Here is a 16,912-nt window from a genome sequence, read left to right as displayed (position 1 = left end):
TTCTTGTTCAATCAGAATTTCTTCCCAAAAGACAAAGGTTTGTCTTGACAATAAAATGACAAAAAATCAATTGACAGTCTTCCCTCAAACTTGTTTTCATTCGCAGGAGCCAACAACACCCGTCTACTTTGTTGAGTAGCTAAACGGTTGTCTTGGTGGTTCGTGTTGGGGGTGCTCGGGGAGGATTTTGCTCTTAGGGCATAAGCACCGGCCTGTAACAGGACTGGGTGAGCCGCTTTGCGCGGTTTTCCAACGCGTTATCCAGGAGTAAAGAGCTTCAAGACTATATATCAGCGGGGCTCAGTGAGTGAACGCAGGTACCGGGCCGCGCAGTCAAATGGCAACATTTTCAGGAGGCAATATGAAGCAGTGGATCCGCGCCAGCCTTGGGCTGACGCAAGAGTGCAAGCCGTGTCAAACAACGGATAAAAGTAAATACCGCAGTCCGCGAAAAGATGAAAGCAACGTACGCCGTACACTGTTACCTGCTCTTGCCCTGGTAGCTTTGCTATTGTCGGCTCTTCCGGTCTTGGCCCAGAATACAAATTCAGGTGACCTTCGCGGCACAGTGACCGACGCAACCGGAGCGGTCATCCCAGGGGTAACCGTTGAGGTCAAAGACGTGGACAAGGGCGTCGTCAAGGCTTACGTCACCAATGGAGCCGGCTTGTACGATACCGGTTCGATCACGCCGGACCACTATTTGCTGACCTTTACCAGGCCTGGGTTTAGCTCCTTTGTGCGCGGTCCCATTACGCTGGACGTCTCAATTCAGACCATCGATGCGCAGTTGAAGGCGGGCTCGACGCAGGAGCTGATCGTGACCACCGATGTGCCCCTGCTCAGCACCGAGTCGGGCGCGGTAGAGGCGACACTATCTTCCGACGTTATCTCCCAACTGCCCCAAACGAACCTTGGAGCGGACTGGGAGAACTTTATCGTATTGCTGCCAGGCGCCGCCGGCGCTCCCGAGAATGCCAGCAGCGCCTCGAACCCCGGCCAGGTAGCCGCTATCAACGGTAATCTGCCCTTTGACAGCATCCTGGCCGATGGCGCCACGACGACGCTGCCGAGCAGCGAAAACTCTGATGTCACGATCTTCGAAACGACGTCAGAGGTGAAGATTAGCACCAACGGCTTCTCGGCCCAATATGGCCAGGGAGGCATTATCTACAACCAGATCACCAAAAGCGGTACGAATCAATTCCACGGTGCGGCATACGAATATTTTGCCAATGATGCCCTGGATGCTTTTGCTTACCAGTTTGGTGCAACCGGCGTACAGCTCCCCAGATTGCGCTTCAATAACTTCGGCGTTGCAGTGGGTGGGCCAGTCATCCGCAACAAAGTCTTCTTCTACTTCGACTTCGACAAAACCATTAACAACACGATCAATCGCAACTATGAAACACTTCCGCTTGCCCAGAATGCAGCCATAGCAAATGGTGACTTTACCGGTCCCGGCTTCCCTACTATCTACGACCCGACGACTCAGGTAATCCAGGCTACCGGCTCCCACACGTACACACTCTCTCCCGGCTCCAAGGTCGCTTCCGTTACTCAGCAGTGCCCGTGTGTGATTCGCCAGAGTTTTGCCGATGAGTATCACAATGGCAACCGTATTCCAGCTAGCCTGATCAGCCCTGTATCTCAAAACTTCCAAAACCTCCTGAATACCCAGGCCACGAATGCGGTTTTGCAGCCGGCTAATGTAGGCAGATCGCAGACGATTCAGGGGATCATCACCAATAACTACGCTTTCGTCACTCCGGGCATCAATCCATTTACCAAATTTTTCGGTCGTCTGGATTATGACATCGCCGCCAATAACCGGTTCACGGCCTCGGTAACAGAAAGCGATAACCCTGGATATGATTTCGGTAGCACGGTTTGCCCCATCAATTGCGAAAGCGAGGACGTCAGTCGGCACAATGCGCAGATCTCCGACGTCTGGAACCATAGTTCGACTTTTCTCAACGAAGCGCGCCTGGGCTTTACCGACCAGTTGAACTTCTTTCTACCAGCGACCATCAACCAGGGCTATCCCGCGAAACTAGGGTACAAGCTCGCAAAGGTGGATCTACTACCGGGCTTCGGGCCAGGAAGCAACATTTCAGGCTTCGGCAACGGCAATACCAGTCCGTTCATCTATAAAGAATTTGTCTACGATCCATCGGACGTAGTGACGCTGATTCGCGGGCGGCATGTCATACACTTTGGTGGCGAGTTCCTGATCAGCCTCTCGGACTCGACTCAGTACGGGTATGTCAATGCAGGCACTCCGGGCTTCAACGGCAACTACACGTCGCAGGGCGGACAGGTTACGCAGGGGACAGACACTGGTATCGGTAATGGCTTCAGTTACGCGGACTTCCTTCTTGGACAACTAAACAGTTTCAGCGCCAGCCAGACACCGGAGTACGGTGCACGAACCAAGAGTCCGCAGTTATTCGTTCAGGATGACTGGAAGATGCGTCCGAACCTCACCATCAACCTTGGCCTGCGCTATCAGATTCACACTGGCTGGAGCGAAGTGAAAGGCAACGAGGCGACCTTCGATCCCACAGTGATCAACCCTGCCAACAACAGCCTGGGAGCTATCTGGTATGGTTTCAGCAAAGCGAACGGACGCAATCAACTGATTGCGCCAAACTATAACATCTGGCTTCCGCGCGTCGGCGCCAGTTGGCAGCCTCTTCCGAATACGGTCATCCGTGGCGGCTTCGGTGTCTATGCTTCTACCCTGAGTCTCGACACCTATGGTGCAGGCATGGGAGCCGCCTTCGGCAGTAGCGGCAACGTTAGCGACCTGACCAGCGGCATCTGCCCTGTTGCGCAGATCGACAGCGACGGCAGCGCGCCGGATACGACAGATCCCGGTTGCGGTGTAATCGCAAACGGCAAAAACTACAATACGCTTTCCCCGAATGCGGCCTATGTCAATTCACCGACTACACCGGATGCCCTCAATGGCCAGGGCGTAAATTACAACCAATACCATACGCCCCTGCCTGAAAATTTACAGTGGAACCTCGACGTACAGCGGCAGCTTGGACACGACTATTCGATCGATGTCGCCTACGTCGGCAATCACGGATACCATTTGAGCTTTCCAGTAGATCTCGACCAGGTTCCTGAAAACCTGCTTGGGCCTAACGATATTAACAACAAACCGTATCCGCTTTACCAAAGCGTAACTGGAAGTACGAACAACGCCGTTTCGAACTATAACGCCCTTCAAGCTCAAATGACCAAGCGCCTGAGAAACGGCTTTCAGTTCAATGTCAATTACACCTGGTCCCACTTTCTGGACGATCTGGACTCTGCCGGGTTTGGCTCACGCGAGGGCTACCAAAACTACCAGAATGCCTTCAATCCTCACGATAACTATAGCAATGGAAACTTCGACATCCGGAACATGCTAAAGGGACAGGTAATCTACCAGTTGCCCTTCGGCAAGGGCAAGCTATTCCTGAATAACAGCTTATTGCTCGATGAATTACTGGGCGGCTGGCAGGTGTCCAGTGTATGGGTGATTGAAGGAGGCAACCCAATCGGTATCACGACCGGCGGCAATAACACGTCAAATAACCAGTCGGGCAGCTATACGCAGGAGGCGAATCGGGTTCCCGGCCAAAGTCTTCACCTGCCCGGCAGCACGAAGCAGCGCCTGAACGAGTATTACAACCTGAATGCTCTAACGCTCCCCGCTCCTTATACCTATGGCAACTTCCTAAGGAATACCGTTTACGGGCCCGGAGTCGTCAATGTCGCTGCCTCACTGGGCAAGACGTTCGATGTCTGGCCCAGCCGCGGAGTGAAAATGTTGTTTCGGGCCGATGCAGGAAACGTGTTAAACCATCCCAGCTTCGGCCAGCCTGGAAACAACGCTATCGGACCAGGTCAGACTGCTAATATTACGAGCACCACAGTAGGCGGCAGACAGATCCAGCTCTACGGACGAGTCTCCTTCTAATCGGCAACAGGCAACAAAGGCAGGGGCGGTGCGAAAGCGCCGCCCCTGTTTCATTTCGACTAGCATCTGAAATATATTTTTTGTCGAAAAAAATAGACAACGAGACAAACGTTTGTCTACAATTGCGATGCTGTTCAATCTCAAACTCCTCTCATTAATTACGCTAAACGCCCTTTGCGAATACGCGACTGATGCAATTTCCATTTCTGGAGATATACCGTGCGAACCCATGTTGCTCCTGCCCCGAAGCTGTTTTGCGCAGTCTCATCCTTTCTACTGCTGGCTTCCCCGCTTCTGCTCTCCACTTCGCACGCAGCGTACGCACAGCGGCCAAATTCGACAGTTCGCGCCACTTCCGGGCAGGATGGCGAAGCGTTTGTAAACAGTCTGCTGGGCAAGATGACGCTGGAAGAGAAGATCGGGCAGATGAGCCAGGTAGCGCTCAATACAAAGCTCGATACGCCAGCCGACGAGATGGCTCGTAAGGGGCAGGTCGGATCTTTCCTCTTCCTGACAGACGCGGCAGAGATTAATCGATTGCAGCATGTAGCTGTCGACCAGAGCCGGTTGCATATTCCTCTCCTCTTTGGCTTTGACGTGATTCACGGGTTTCGCACGATCTATCCTGTTCCGCTGGCGATGGCCGCGAGCTGGGATCCTGCCGTGGCGGAACGCGCACAGAGCATGGCCGCAAAAGAAGCCAGTGCCACGGGTGTTCAGTGGACCTTTGCTCCGATGGTCGATATAGCGCGCGATCCTCGCTGGGGCCGCATCATGGAAGGAGCCGGTGAAGACCCGTTCCTCGGTTCGCGGATGGCGGAGGCGCAGGTGCGCGGCTTCCAAGGTGACACTCTCGGAGCACCGGATCACATTCTTGCCTGCGTCAAACACTTCGCAGGGTACGGCGCGGCCCTGGGAGGCCGTGATTACGAAGAGTCAAACATCTCCGATGAGCAGCTTTGGAACGTCTACTTCCCTCCGTTCGAGGCAGCGATCCATGCGGGTGCGGGCTCGTTGATGAGTGCGTACATGGACTTGAATGGTGTTCCCGCTACCGGCAATCGCTATCTTCTGCACGATGTGCTGCGCGACGACTGGAAGTTTCAGGGCCTGGTGGTGAGCGACTGGGAGTCGGTGATGAATCTGACCACCCACGGTTTTTCACGCGATGCCGAAGATGCAGCCGCCCGGGCCGTCAATGCTGGGGTGGATATGGAGATGACCAGCCATACTTTTCGTGATGGACTGCCGGCCGCGCTTCATCAGGGCCTGGTTACCCAGGCGACCCTCGACACAGCTGTGCGCCAGGTTCTGTTGACGAAGTATCGGATGGGCTTGTTCCGGAATCCCTATGTCGACGTTTCCAAAACGGCTTCTCAGATGGTGACACCGGAGCAGCGCGATGCTGCGCGGCAGGCGGCCACTCGCGCAGCGGTACTGCTGCGCAATGAAGGCAATCTTCTTCCTTTGAGCAAGCAGTACAAATCAATTGCGCTCATTGGTTCGCTCGCGGACTCCAAAGCAGACATCATGGGATCGTGGAGCCTCGCAGGTCATCCTTCCGACTCTGTCACTGTGCTCGAAGGCTTGAAGAAGCGGTTCAGTCCCGGTACGCAGGTTGAGTACACCAAGGGCGTTGAGATCGAACGTGAACAGACTTCTATCTTCGATGAACAGTTTTCAAGTCCGAAACCGACACTGAAGACAGAGGCTGAACGGGATGCAGAGTTTCATCATGCGATCGATCTTGTTCGCCAATCGGATGTGGCTGTGCTCGTTCTTGGTGAGTTGCAAAGCATGAGTGGTGAGCGGGCTTCCCGGTCGAGTCTCGACCTGCCAGGCAAGCAGGAAGAGCTTCTGGAGGCTGCGGTGGCCACGGGCAAGCCTGTCGTGCTTGTGTTGTTGAATGCCCGCCCCCTGGATATCAGCTGGGCCTCCCAGCATGTCGCCGCCATTCTTGAGGCCTGGTATCCCGGAACGGAAGGCGGCGATGCAATTGCCGATCTGCTCTCCGGTGATGCGAACCCCGGCGGCAAGCTTCCTGTTGCGTGGCCTCGCAGTGTTGGACAAATTCCTATCAACTACGCGCGCAACCTGACGCAGATTCCTAATGATCCGGATACGCGCTACTGGGATGGCTCCAGCGCGCCGCTCTATCCGTTCGGATATGGCCTCAGCTACTCGAGCTTTTCCATGACGAACCTTCACCTCGCTTCGAACTCAGTACACGCTGGTTCAAAGCTCGAGGTTTCGGTTGATCTTCAGAACACGAGCTCGCGTGATGGCGATGAAGTCGTGCAGCTTTACACGCATCAACGCGCGGGGAGTGCTTCGCGGCCAGTTCGGGAGCTGAAGGGCTTTCGTCGCGTTACCTTGAAGGCAGGTGAGAAGCGAACGGTTACGCTTGCGCTCGACACGCACGATCTTGGGTTCTGGAGCCCTCAGACTCATCATTGGAGTATGGAGCCCGGCGCGTTCGATCTATGGGTTGGACACGATTCCTCTGCCAGCGATCACGCTTCCTTCACACTGCAACCGTGAGTAGATTCACGGTTGCAGTGTGAACATGCCCGGGAACCTTTTGTATGCGGAGTTCGTCCAACTCCCATATGAGAACGATTACCCTTGAAGAGCACTTTGTTACCGAGTCTTTCCTCCGTGCCACAGGAGCTTACGGTAAAGATCTTCCTGCATACATGGAGGCGCTACAGCCAAAGCTTCTCGATCTCGGAGCGGGACGTGTCGCGGCTATGGATGAGGCTGCCGTCGATTTTCAAGTTCTCTCCCTTGCTGCGATGGGCATTGACCAGCTGGACGCGGCTATGGCCAATGCGCTCGCCCGGGACGTCAACGATGAACTGGCTGAAGCCGTTCGTGCTCACCCCAGCCGTCTCGGTGGCTTCGCCACACTCGCACTGAAAGATCCCGATACCGCAGCCGTAGAGCTTGAGCGTTGTGTCACACAACTGGGCTTTCACGGTGCTCTCGTCGATGGCACTACCGACGGCTTATTTCTGGACGATCCTCGCTTCCTTCCGATCTTCGAGGCTGCAGCCCATCTTGGTGTTCCTGTCTATCTTCATCCTGCGCTGCCACCCGAGCCCGTTAAGAATGCGTACTTCTCAGGCCTCCCCGGAGAACTTGGCCATCTGCTCTCGATTGCGGGCTGGGGCTGGCATGCGGAGACGGGACTTCATACGTTGCGGCTGATCCTCTCCGGCCTCTTTGACCGATTCCCCTCCCTGCAGCTCATCATCGGCCATATGGGAGAGGGCCTGCCGTATGCGCTCGCTCGCTCCAGTGGTGTGCTCTCTCAGGCAGCGCCCCATCTGCGCCAACCTGTGGCTGCTTACTTCAAGTCCAATATTCACCTGACGACCAGCGGTTACTTTAGCCAGCCGCCTCTGCGTTGCGCAATGGATGTTGTCGGCATCGATCGCCTCATGTTCTCCATCGACTATCCCTTCAGCCCCAATGGCCGCGGCCGCGCCTACCTGGATAGTCTTCAGGAGCTGCTTTCATCAGAAGATCTAGCCAAGCTCGTCCATCGAAATGCTGAGGCACTTCTTGGCTTGTAGCGCTCCAGCGGAGCCTCAGCATCGATCTCATGCATCAATGCTGAGGCTCCTCTGGATTAACTTGCCGAGATAGGATCGAAGGGCTCTATTTCGTGGTTGGCCCCTGGTGCAGGATCTCTTCGAATCGTTAGTGCCTGAAGTATGTCTGACTTTGTCACAACCCCTTCCATCCGGCCCTCTTTCGAGATGACCAGCAATATGGGTTGCTGGTGCTCCTGTGCAAGTAGCCGGAGGGCTTCCATCACATCGCACTCAGGAGAAATCGTTTGGGGGTCCAGCTCGGTGATCTCCCTGACGGTTGTCGTACTCCATTTGTCGACGGGGACCTGGGCTATCGACCAAAGTGCAACCGTTCCCAGAAGCTCCTGATCTTCAAAGACAGGAAATACCTCGTGGCGATGGTGTGGGGACAGAGTGCTGGCAAACTCACGGAGCGTTAAGGATGCCTGCACTGAAACCATCTGCCGCTGCATGACCTCGCGGACAAAGATGTCTCCCAGTTCCTGAATCTTTACCCCTTCATGCAGACGTTGATCGCCTGAGGCAGAGGCATCTCCGGAGACCGCATAAGCCACGGCGGCTCCAATGAGAGCGGGGATGATGAAGGCATGACCACCCGTTGCTTCTGCCACAAACACGACTGCGGCCAGAGGGGTCTTATACCCCGCCGAGATGAAAGAGGCCATGCCTACGGCAGCGTACAGCCCAAGCGCAGGACTATGGACGATGGATTGAGCGAAGGCCGTTCCGATAGCTCCGCCGGTCAGAAAGAGGGGGACGAACATGGCGCTGACGCCGCCAACGGCAAGGGTGAATAGCGTGGCGGCAAGTTTCAGCGCACTGAAGATAAGAAGCTCGCCGGAGCTATGGTGTTTACCCAGGATCTCTCCCACGGCCTCGTAGTTTGGGCCGATCGGCATCAACGTACCGTGGTAGAGATGCAGGAAGAGGATGCCGCACAGCCCGGTTAAAAGGCCTCCGATGGCGAGCTTCAACCAATGGGGCAACCCGTTCTTGACGAAGAAGGTCCGGGCGCGGCGAAAGGTCACCACAAACGCCATGGCGATCAAGCCGATGATCACGCCAAGCAGTGCGCACCAGACGATATCTTTGCCTGTATACGATGAGCCGCCGGCGAAGTTGAAGAGTGGCGTTCCGCCGAGGAAAGAACTCATGGTTACAAAAGAGACGACGGAGGCGATCAGAGAAGGCACCAGGGCCTCGTGTGCGAGATCATCCCGATAAGGCATCTCGAGGGCAAAGACAATACCTGTGAGTGGCGCGCGGAAGACAGCTGACATGCCGGCGGCCGCGCCGCAGATCAACATGATGCGGCGGTCTCGTGAATCCAGTCTCAACCGCCCCAGCTTCGTCCAGAGCCACGACCCGATGGCGGCACCGCCATAGATGCTCGGACCCTCCAGCGCAGCACTGCCTCCGAATCCGACGGTCGTGACCGCCGCGAGTAGTTTCGGGAAGAAGGGGCGCATGTCGATATCGCCCTGATGCTCGTGGTAGGAGCGGATAATCTCCTCGGTGGAGTGCTCGTCCGGATCGGGCGTAAGGTACTGCATGATCAGTCCGGTGATAGCAAAGCCCGCAACCAGGCTGGGAACGATGGCCCAGTGATGGCCCAGATAGTAAGCCATCACTGCAGGCCACATCTTGCCGAGAATGATGACGGCAATCGCTGTGATGGCCAGGCCCGTTGTTACACCGATGATGGGGGCGATGATCAGCCACTTGATCAGGTCTCGCGAATAGATCACGCCCAGGTCTTCATGGACCAAAGGCAAATACTTTCGTAGCAGCGGGTGCTGCAGCACCCTGTCCATTCTTCTTTGCGGCTTTGCTTGTGTCGTCTTCATTGAATTGTGTGACATTTCCTTGCCGGTTATACGACCGTGTCTATCCTCAGAACAAGTCTGGCTGCCTTCTCGCTGAAGCGAAGGAGCTTCCGCAGGCTGTAATGAAACATTGCGAGTTCTCGAATAACGGCTGGTGGCATCTCTCCGATTGACGCTGGATTGAGATGTGCTCACCGCATGTCTAGATTATATCGTATTACGACTTATTAAGGCTCACATTGCTGGGAACATCCTTGAAACGGGTTCAAACATAAAGAAGAGGTCAGGCTCACGGGCCTGACCTCTTCTTTTATGCACGAAGCATCTCCGTTTAGGGATGACGACCAGCAAGGGCCGACGGTTTTACCATCGAATCGTTACCTTCATGGTTTGATACCCCTCGCCTGAAGGCGCATGTACCTGAAGCAGATCGCCATGTAACTCACCTCCGCTAACCATTAGAGAGGGCGCCTTATCCGCGTGGTCCATATTGCGACGGACTTTGAGAGTTTGATCGCTCCCACCAGGCGCTTCCAGGGTGAGTGTCAGAGACTTTGCTTCACGCTGCTCGTTGAGCACGTGCATGTGCTGTGACTGCATCCCCTGTCGCGTCTCTGCTTCCTCACCCAGGCTTACCTCTACAGGGGTGAGCGGTAGATGCAGGGAGTGATGCGATGCGGGCGGCTCGTTGCAGGGGGTATTGTTCGTAGCAGCCGTAAGACACAGAACAGTCGCTTCCGTTGAGTCTGCATCGATGACAAGCTCGGGACCTTTACGATCCATCGTTACGTTGTAGCGTGTGTTGCCCACGGTCACATTGCGCAGTGCGACATGATTCCAGTCCGCCGGAAGCTGTGGAGAGATCGTCAGCCGATGGTTCAGGGCATCGGCATTGATGCCGAAGAGGCCGCGAATCGCCGGGCTCAGCAGCATCGCCGAGGACCACAGTTGATGGGAGCTGCTCCGTGCGAGCGGTTGGTAGAACTCTCCCGAAAGCACTTCCGTAATGGCTCCGGGGTCCTGTAAGTCGGTTAGTCTCACGCTCGATTGCAGGTGCTCGAACGCAGCAAGACTGCGGCCTGTACGATACTCCGCCATGGCTGTCCATCCGGTATAGAGCGGCCACACCGAACCGCGGTGATAGCTGATCGGATCGTAGATCGTCTGCGTGTTGGCTACGGACCGGACACCCCAGTCGACGGTGAAGTGACTTCCCTCCCAGTCGGCAAAGGTCTTGTCCGCTTCCGCCGGATGTAAGTCGCCCGTCCACCAGGCTACGCTCGGAAAGGTCGATCGCACATTCTCGAAGGAGCCGTCATGATTGCGACTGAAGCGGTAGATCCCGGTGGGAGAGCGATAGGCTGCAAGCCGCGCCTCCACCGTTCGCGCGGTTTCGAGCGAACCTGCTTCCAGCTTTGAGTCGCCCATCAGTTTTGCCAACCGTGAGACGGCAAGGTTGGCCTGGGCATCCAGTGCAACCATATAGATCTCCTGGTCCGGCTTATGCGGCAGCCACTCCTCGACCCATCCGGTGCCCTGCGAGTTGTCCATCGCACCCTCTGTCGTATGCGCGCGGGTGAAACGATAGGCTAGCAGGATCTCCTGCCAGTGGGCGCGAAGAAACTCCACATCACCGCTCATGCGAACGTAATCGTCCATTGCCATCAGCAGAAGGGGTGTGGCATCGGCTGCAGCGTATTGGTACGGCATCGATCGCCAGTCAACCTGCCCGGCGGTCTGCGAGAACTCGTGCATGATCTTGCCGTCTGCTCTCTGCTGCGACAGAAGAAATTCAAGGGCTCCCCGGCTGAATTGAAAGTCGCCATAGCTGTTGATCGCGTAGAGCGACCAGAGAGCGTCGCGCCCAAAGAACCAGCCATAACCTGGTCTAGCGGTGGTTCCGGCAGGAAGCCATCCTGCGGTCATGCCTGTACCTTTCGCGAGCGGCGTGCGCGATTGATCGACCGAGATCTCAGCCCAGCGGAGAGCTTTATCGAACTGGGGGTCTGGAGTCGTTACGTCCAGGCGCTCGTCAAAAAAGTGTTTGTAGTACTCCGCTGTCGAGCGATAGAGCTCGGGGATATGGTCTTCGAGTGCGAGAACGCGGTCGAGCAGCTCGCCCGTCGGGTCAGCTCCCTGCTTTGCCTGTGGGTTCAGGCCGCCTGCGTCGGAGACGCCGCAAAGCAACGGGTAGAAGGTGTGGTCATCGCGCTTTGGGTCGTAGGAGAAGGTCAGGACGGCTGGTGGCTCCGCTGCGCGCTCCTGGTAGGGGCGAATCTCTCCATGCGTCGCGCCCGGCATGGCGACTACACCATAGAGTCCGGGGCTATTGGTCTGCAGAACATAGCCGCTTCCGCCTGGCCGCTCCCTCCACCCGGCATTGGTGGGCCCGAAGTTGGGAGCAGGCCACTCCATCGTCATGGAGGGATCGAAGGTCAGCGTGATCTGCGCGGGCCGGACCGCGTGAACCTCAAAGAGAACCACCGCGGATGCAATCCCCGAGGCTCCTGTTCTGGGCAGGAACATATGCTGCCGCACCGTGATGGCTGCATGGGAGTATGTGATCGTCGTATGGTCAGGTTCGACGTCAACATCGGTCGCAAGCTTGTTCAGCTCGATGGGGAAATCATAGCCTTGGAGCCGTGCCGTCAGGTGGGCATTGCGCAAAACCTGAATAGGCATGAGCCAGAGCTCAAAGGTTCCGTCCTGCTCTCCCAGAATGGCGGCATGCTCTCCCACCAGCGTAAAGGGCTGTTGCGGTTGAGCTACATGGTGGATCGCCAGCGAATCGTTCTCCAGCTGAAACTGCGCGAGAGAGGGTGACGTTTGAGCTTGCAGTCCCAGAGAGAAGAAGACGAATTGAGCCAGAAGAAAGATCTTGAGCATTGAGTCTTGAGCCCCACACAGTAACAGCCTTTCAAAAGAGACACCGCGCTGTCACTATATTTCACCGTACTCTGCTGTATTTGACGGGTGAAACGGCATGGATTCTCTTGTGCTGCACGATTCTGAGGATTCTGGGGGTACCGCTACCGCTTACCGTCCTTCCACTCTGCGTAAGAGATTCGGGGAATCGTCATGAAGGCGTCCCTCGTCTTCACGTAGGCTCCAAGACCGTTCATCCGGCCGATCGCGTGCAACTCTTCCGCCTTTACGTAGGGACCGGCTGGGTCTACATACTGGTCTTCGATATAAATCGCAACGACCCTGCCAAGGATGATGCGTGAGCGGCCAATCTCCATCGTCGTAAATTCCCTGCATTCGAGTGCCGCATGCGCCTGTGCGATACGGGGTACCTTCACCGACTGGGAGGGTGCCGTGGTCAAGCCAGCCATCTCCAGTTCATTGATCTCGGCGGGAAAGTCGGTGGCGCAGATGTTCATCTGCTGCGCCAGGTCCTCGGTCACGACATTTACGACGAATTCGCCCGTACGCCGAATGTTTCTGGCCGTGTCCTTGGGAACAAAATGCTCCTGCGGGCGATTTGTGACGCCCATTCCGATAATCGGTGGATCGGTGCACAGATAGTTGTAAGAACTAAAGGGTGCCGCATTCAGGCTGCCATCCTCATTCATGCTGGTAACCAACGCAATGGGCCGCGGCGCAACGAGACCAATCAACAACTTATAGGTGACACTTGCAGCAACTTGTTCCAGATCGAATTGCATGGAATAGGTATCTCCTTGTTCGTTCCAGCTTAGAGCTTTTCGCAGAAGGTGCAATGCAAAATGAAAGGGTCAAAGGCTAGGCCTCTGACCCTTTCATTATTTATGAAGCGATGACGTTATACGAGGCCACCCATCAAAGGGTCGCTAAAGCTGGAGCGGCCTGTCTCTACACGGCCTGCATAGCGGGCTGCAGACGTTGCGCCGTCCGCCGTCACGGTGAAGTCGTACCAGCCATGACTGTGCTTGAGATTCAGGACAACAGACATCTCATGCCCGGCACGGATCGTCTTGTTCACAGTACCAGTCTTGTAGGAGTTATCCAGTACCGCGACCTTGAGGGGTTGGGTTCCGGGATTATGCAGGAGGACCTGTACATTGCCTGTCAGGTGCGAACTCTGCCGCTCGTAGGAGGTGCGCGCCTGCAGGCCGGTCGCCTGAGGCTCGCCCGTAAAGGAACGATAGAAGCCGTTCGGTCCGTGGACGTCGATCGAGTAGCGGCCGTCCGCAAAGAGCGACAGCGGAAACTCCTCGGAGAGCGTATCGCCCGGTTTCACCGCATAGGTTGCAACCATCATTCCGGGAGTCGCGTCACCCTTCGTATTGCGCAGATAGACATTGAAGGGAGCACCGGCTGCGCGCTTTCCATAGACGTCGTTGCCGGCCTTCATGTGCAGTTCGAACTTGCTGCCGTCTGCGCTTAGCTTGCCCTCTGCATAAAGTTCGTAGGGCAGCGAGCACGCCGGGCGAATGCCCTTCTCCTGATGAGACATCAAGTCGGAGCTCGTCTGGTTGCGGTTGATCTCCGCTATTTGTTCAGACGTCAGCTTCTTGTAGTTCGAAGGTACTTCTTTATAGCGAGCCTGCTGGATGCTGACAACGAACTTGTTCCGGTCGAGAAAGTCGAGCTTGGTCTCCTTGGCATCGTGAGGACGGAAGCAGGAGGTGAGGTCGCCGGAGATAGAACGGCGCCATGCGCTGATGTTCTCTTCCCTGACCGTCTTGCCGTGCTTTTTCTGTACGAACTCCTCCAGGAACATGAGCGTCGAGGTGTGATCGAAGAGCTGGGAGTTGACCCAACCGCCGCGGCTCCAGGGAGACGCAACGATCATGGGCACACGGAAGCCCATACCGATGGGCCCGGAGCGCGCTTCCTTTTCGGGCACGCCCTGGACCAGTTCGTCCTTCGCATAGCTGTATTCGAGACCGGTATCGATGCCTTCCGAGGCGCGGCCCGTCTGCGGACGCTTGGGGTCGGCGGCTACGAAGGAGGGTGCGTGATCGAAGTAACCGTCATTCTCGTCATAGGTAAGAATGAAGATCGTCTTCTTCCAGACCTCGGGGTTCTTGGTCAGGATGTCCATGACCTCGGAGACGTACCATGCGCCGTACCAGGGCGATGTCGGATGATCTGAAAACTTCTCCGGCGAGCTCAGCCAGGAGATCGTGGGGAGCTTACCCTCATTCACATCCTGACGGAACTGATGCAGAATGTCTCCCTTGGGGACTTCCATCGTCAACGGCTTCCCTGCATCTTCGAAGTCAATGGAGTCCAGGGACCTGTAGTGAGGATCATTCGCATTCGTGACGAAGGCGGCATCATGAAGCGAACGTTGCTGGGGTGTGAGCTGTTTGTAGCGAGCTTCACCGCTATTCGCCAGTGAGGCTTTGATCTTCTCTATGCGCTTTTGATCGCCTTCGATCCGGATGTGGATTCGTGCCGCAGCCTCCGGGTCCTGTTCGTTGGCTACCGTCTGCTGAAGCTTCGTCATCTGCTTTGTGAGCGAGGCGATCTGCTGCTGCATCGCCAGAACGCTTCCCGGATAAGCTTCGATGTTGTAAGCCGCAAAAGCCTCCAGGACGTTCGTGCCAAAGTTGGACAGCCATGCCGACTCTTCTCTGCTCATGCCGCCGGAGTTCGTCAACTCATTCTGATAGAGCTTCCAACTGATCCCAGCTTCATGCAGGCGCTCCGGATAGGTCTTCCAGGTCATGCCGCCGCTCATGATCTCGTCGTTGCGCATGAAGACCTTGGAGTCGGCACGCTGCTCATCGCGCACAGTCCCGGTCCAGAAGACGCTGCGGTTCGGTGTCGTGCTGGTCATGACGGAGCAGTAGTTCTGGTCGCATACCGTAAAGGCATCCGCGAGCTCGTAGTAGAACGGCAGGTCTTTGCGGGTGTAGTGCCCCATCGTGAGAGGAATGTGGGAGTACTCAGGCGAATACGCGCGCTTGGCTTCGATCCATCCGTCGTGATGTCCCTCGTTCCAGGCATCGACCTGGCTGTTACGAGAGTGAGGAATGGATCCCATCCAGGTAACGCGCGTATCTCGGATATCCAATCGCCAGGGAGCATACGATTCTCCGGCGGCATTGGTCTGTACGAACACGGAGTTGCCATTGGCCTGACGGATAGCGCGCGGATCGTTGAACCCACGAACGCCTTGCAGCGTTCCCAGTGCGTGGTCGAAGGAGCGATTTTCCTGCATCAGGATAACGATGTGCTCGGCGTCCAGATAGGTAGAACCGGCTTCCGGCTCGATGGCAAAAGCCCGTTGAATGGAATCGGGAAGAAAGCCAGATACGCCTGCAGCTCCTGACAACATTGCTGCAACCTTAAGAAAATCACGTCGTGTATGCGCCATGTTTTTCATCTTTTCACAATTGAGTGTGTAGTCGCGTTAAGGCTAGGTGAAACAGTACGGCTATTGCGGAAAAAATCAATGGCCTGGCTTCTGCTGAAGCCAGGCCATTGATGTACATGTACGTACCTCTACTCCGTTCCTTCACGAGCGCCCTTCCATAGATCGATTCCACCCTCTTGAGCGTGGTGATCAATGGCATCCAACTCATCCTGTGTGAAGTCAAGCTTCTTCACCGCATCAAGCGAGTTATCAAGCTGCTCGACATTGCGTGCACCAATAAGAGCTGAAGTAACTCGCTGGTCGCGCAGCACCCACGCAATCGCCATCTGGGCGAGCGTCTGTCCGCGGCCTTGAGCCATATCATTCAGAGCTCGCACCTGCTTGAGATTCTTCTCATTCAGGAACGACTGCAGGAACGATCCTCCCGCGCCTCCCGACTTGGCGCGCGAGTTCTCAGGAACTCCATTGAGATACTTGTTCGTCAGTAGTCCCTGGGCGAGTGGAGAGAACGCGATGCAGCCGGCACCCACATCCTCCAGGGTGTCCAGCAACTCCGTTTCGATCCAGCGATTCAGCATCGAGTAGGAGGGTTGATGGATCAGCAGCGGCACTCCTTCACTCCGCAGGATCTTCGCTGCCTCTCGCGTGCGCTCCGGGCTATAAGACGAGATGCCCACGTACAGAGCTTTGCCCTGTCGCACGGCGTGTGCGAGAGCTCCCATCGTCTCTTCAAGCGGCACATCCAGGCTGGGACGGTGCGAGTAGAAGATATCGACGTACTCCAGTCCCATGCGCTGCAGGCTCTCATCGAGAGACGCCAGCAGATACTTGCGCGATCCGCCCATGCCATAGGGGCCGGGCCACATATCCCAGCCGGCCTTCGACGAGATGATGAGTTCGTTCCGATACGGGTGAAGATCTTTGCGCAGAATCTGGCCGAAGTTCTCCTCCGCCGATCCATACGGGGGCCCATAGTTATTCGCAAGATCGAAGTGCGTCATGCCCCGATCGAATGCACGCCGTACGACCGCGCGGCCCGTCTCGAAGACGTCCGTGCCGCCGAAGTTCTGCCACAACCCCAGCGACACCGGTGGCAGCACAATTCCCGATCGACCGCACTGGCGAAACTGCGCACCCTCGTATCGCTTTGTCTCAGCTACATAACTCATCTGTCTAAATCTCCTTGACTGCGGTAAGCCAG

8 protein-coding genes are annotated in these 16,912 nt (G+C 56.2%); 3 read left to right on the top strand and 5 right to left on the bottom strand.

All coding sequences use genetic code 11. The annotated features are described in order from the left end of the window. Positions 1–568 precede the first annotated feature (568 nt). From HDF15_RS02130 to HDF15_RS02120, 3 genes are all read left to right on the top strand, one after another. Entirely contained in the window at positions 569–3,976 is a 3,408-nt protein-coding gene (locus HDF15_RS02130) for a TonB-dependent receptor (protein WP_311733015.1), read from the top strand. Positions 3,977–4,195: 219 nt separating this feature from the next. Continuing rightward, positions 4,196–6,517, top strand: a complete 2,322-nt coding sequence (gene bglX / locus HDF15_RS02125) for a beta-glucosidase BglX (RefSeq protein WP_311733014.1) — start codon at positions 4,196–4,198, stop codon at positions 6,515–6,517. 44 nt (positions 6,518–6,561) lie between these two features. Continuing rightward, the gene (locus HDF15_RS02120; RefSeq protein WP_260330777.1) at positions 6,562–7,554 is read left to right on the top strand and encodes an amidohydrolase family protein; all 993 of its coding nucleotides are present in this window, start codon (positions 6,562–6,564) and stop codon (positions 7,552–7,554) included. 56 nt (positions 7,555–7,610) lie between these two features. Here the strand turns inward: HDF15_RS02120 and HDF15_RS02115 are convergent, their stop codons facing one another. The 5 genes from HDF15_RS02115 to mgrA all read right to left on the bottom strand — a co-directional run bounded on the left by HDF15_RS02115 (position 7,611) and on the right by mgrA (position 16,880). Beyond that, positions 7,611–9,422 carry a chloride channel protein gene (locus tag HDF15_RS02115; protein WP_260330776.1) on the bottom strand — a complete coding sequence of 604 codons (1,812 nt, stop codon included), beginning with the start codon at positions 9,420–9,422 and terminating at the stop codon, positions 7,611–7,613. A gap of 342 nt (positions 9,423–9,764) precedes the next feature. After that, on the bottom strand, positions 9,765–12,287 hold the full coding sequence (locus HDF15_RS02110) for an amylo-alpha-1,6-glucosidase (RefSeq protein WP_184252619.1): 2,523 nt from the start codon (positions 12,285–12,287) through the stop codon (positions 9,765–9,767). 143 nt (positions 12,288–12,430) lie between these two features. After that, a complete protein-coding gene (locus tag HDF15_RS02105; protein ID WP_184252618.1) occupies positions 12,431–13,069 on the bottom strand; it encodes a flavin reductase family protein in 639 nt (212 codons plus the stop codon). A 116-nt stretch (positions 13,070–13,185) separates the two neighbouring features. Next, positions 13,186–15,711 carry a phosphocholine-specific phospholipase C gene (locus HDF15_RS02100; protein ID WP_184252617.1) on the bottom strand — a complete coding sequence of 842 codons (2,526 nt, stop codon included), beginning with the start codon at positions 15,709–15,711 and terminating at the stop codon, positions 13,186–13,188. Positions 15,712–15,839: 128 nt separating this feature from the next. Continuing rightward, positions 15,840–16,880, bottom strand: a complete 1,041-nt coding sequence (mgrA, locus tag HDF15_RS02095; RefSeq protein ID WP_184252616.1) for an L-glyceraldehyde 3-phosphate reductase — start codon at positions 16,878–16,880, stop codon at positions 15,840–15,842. Positions 16,881–16,912: the final 32 nt, after the last annotated feature.

The sequence above is a fragment of the Granulicella mallensis genome, assembly GCF_014203225.1.
Taxonomy (GTDB): domain Bacteria; phylum Acidobacteriota; class Terriglobia; order Terriglobales; family Acidobacteriaceae; genus Granulicella; species Granulicella mallensis_A.
Note: the sequence above shows the minus strand (reverse complement) of the source record. Positions and strands in the feature narration are given on the sequence as shown.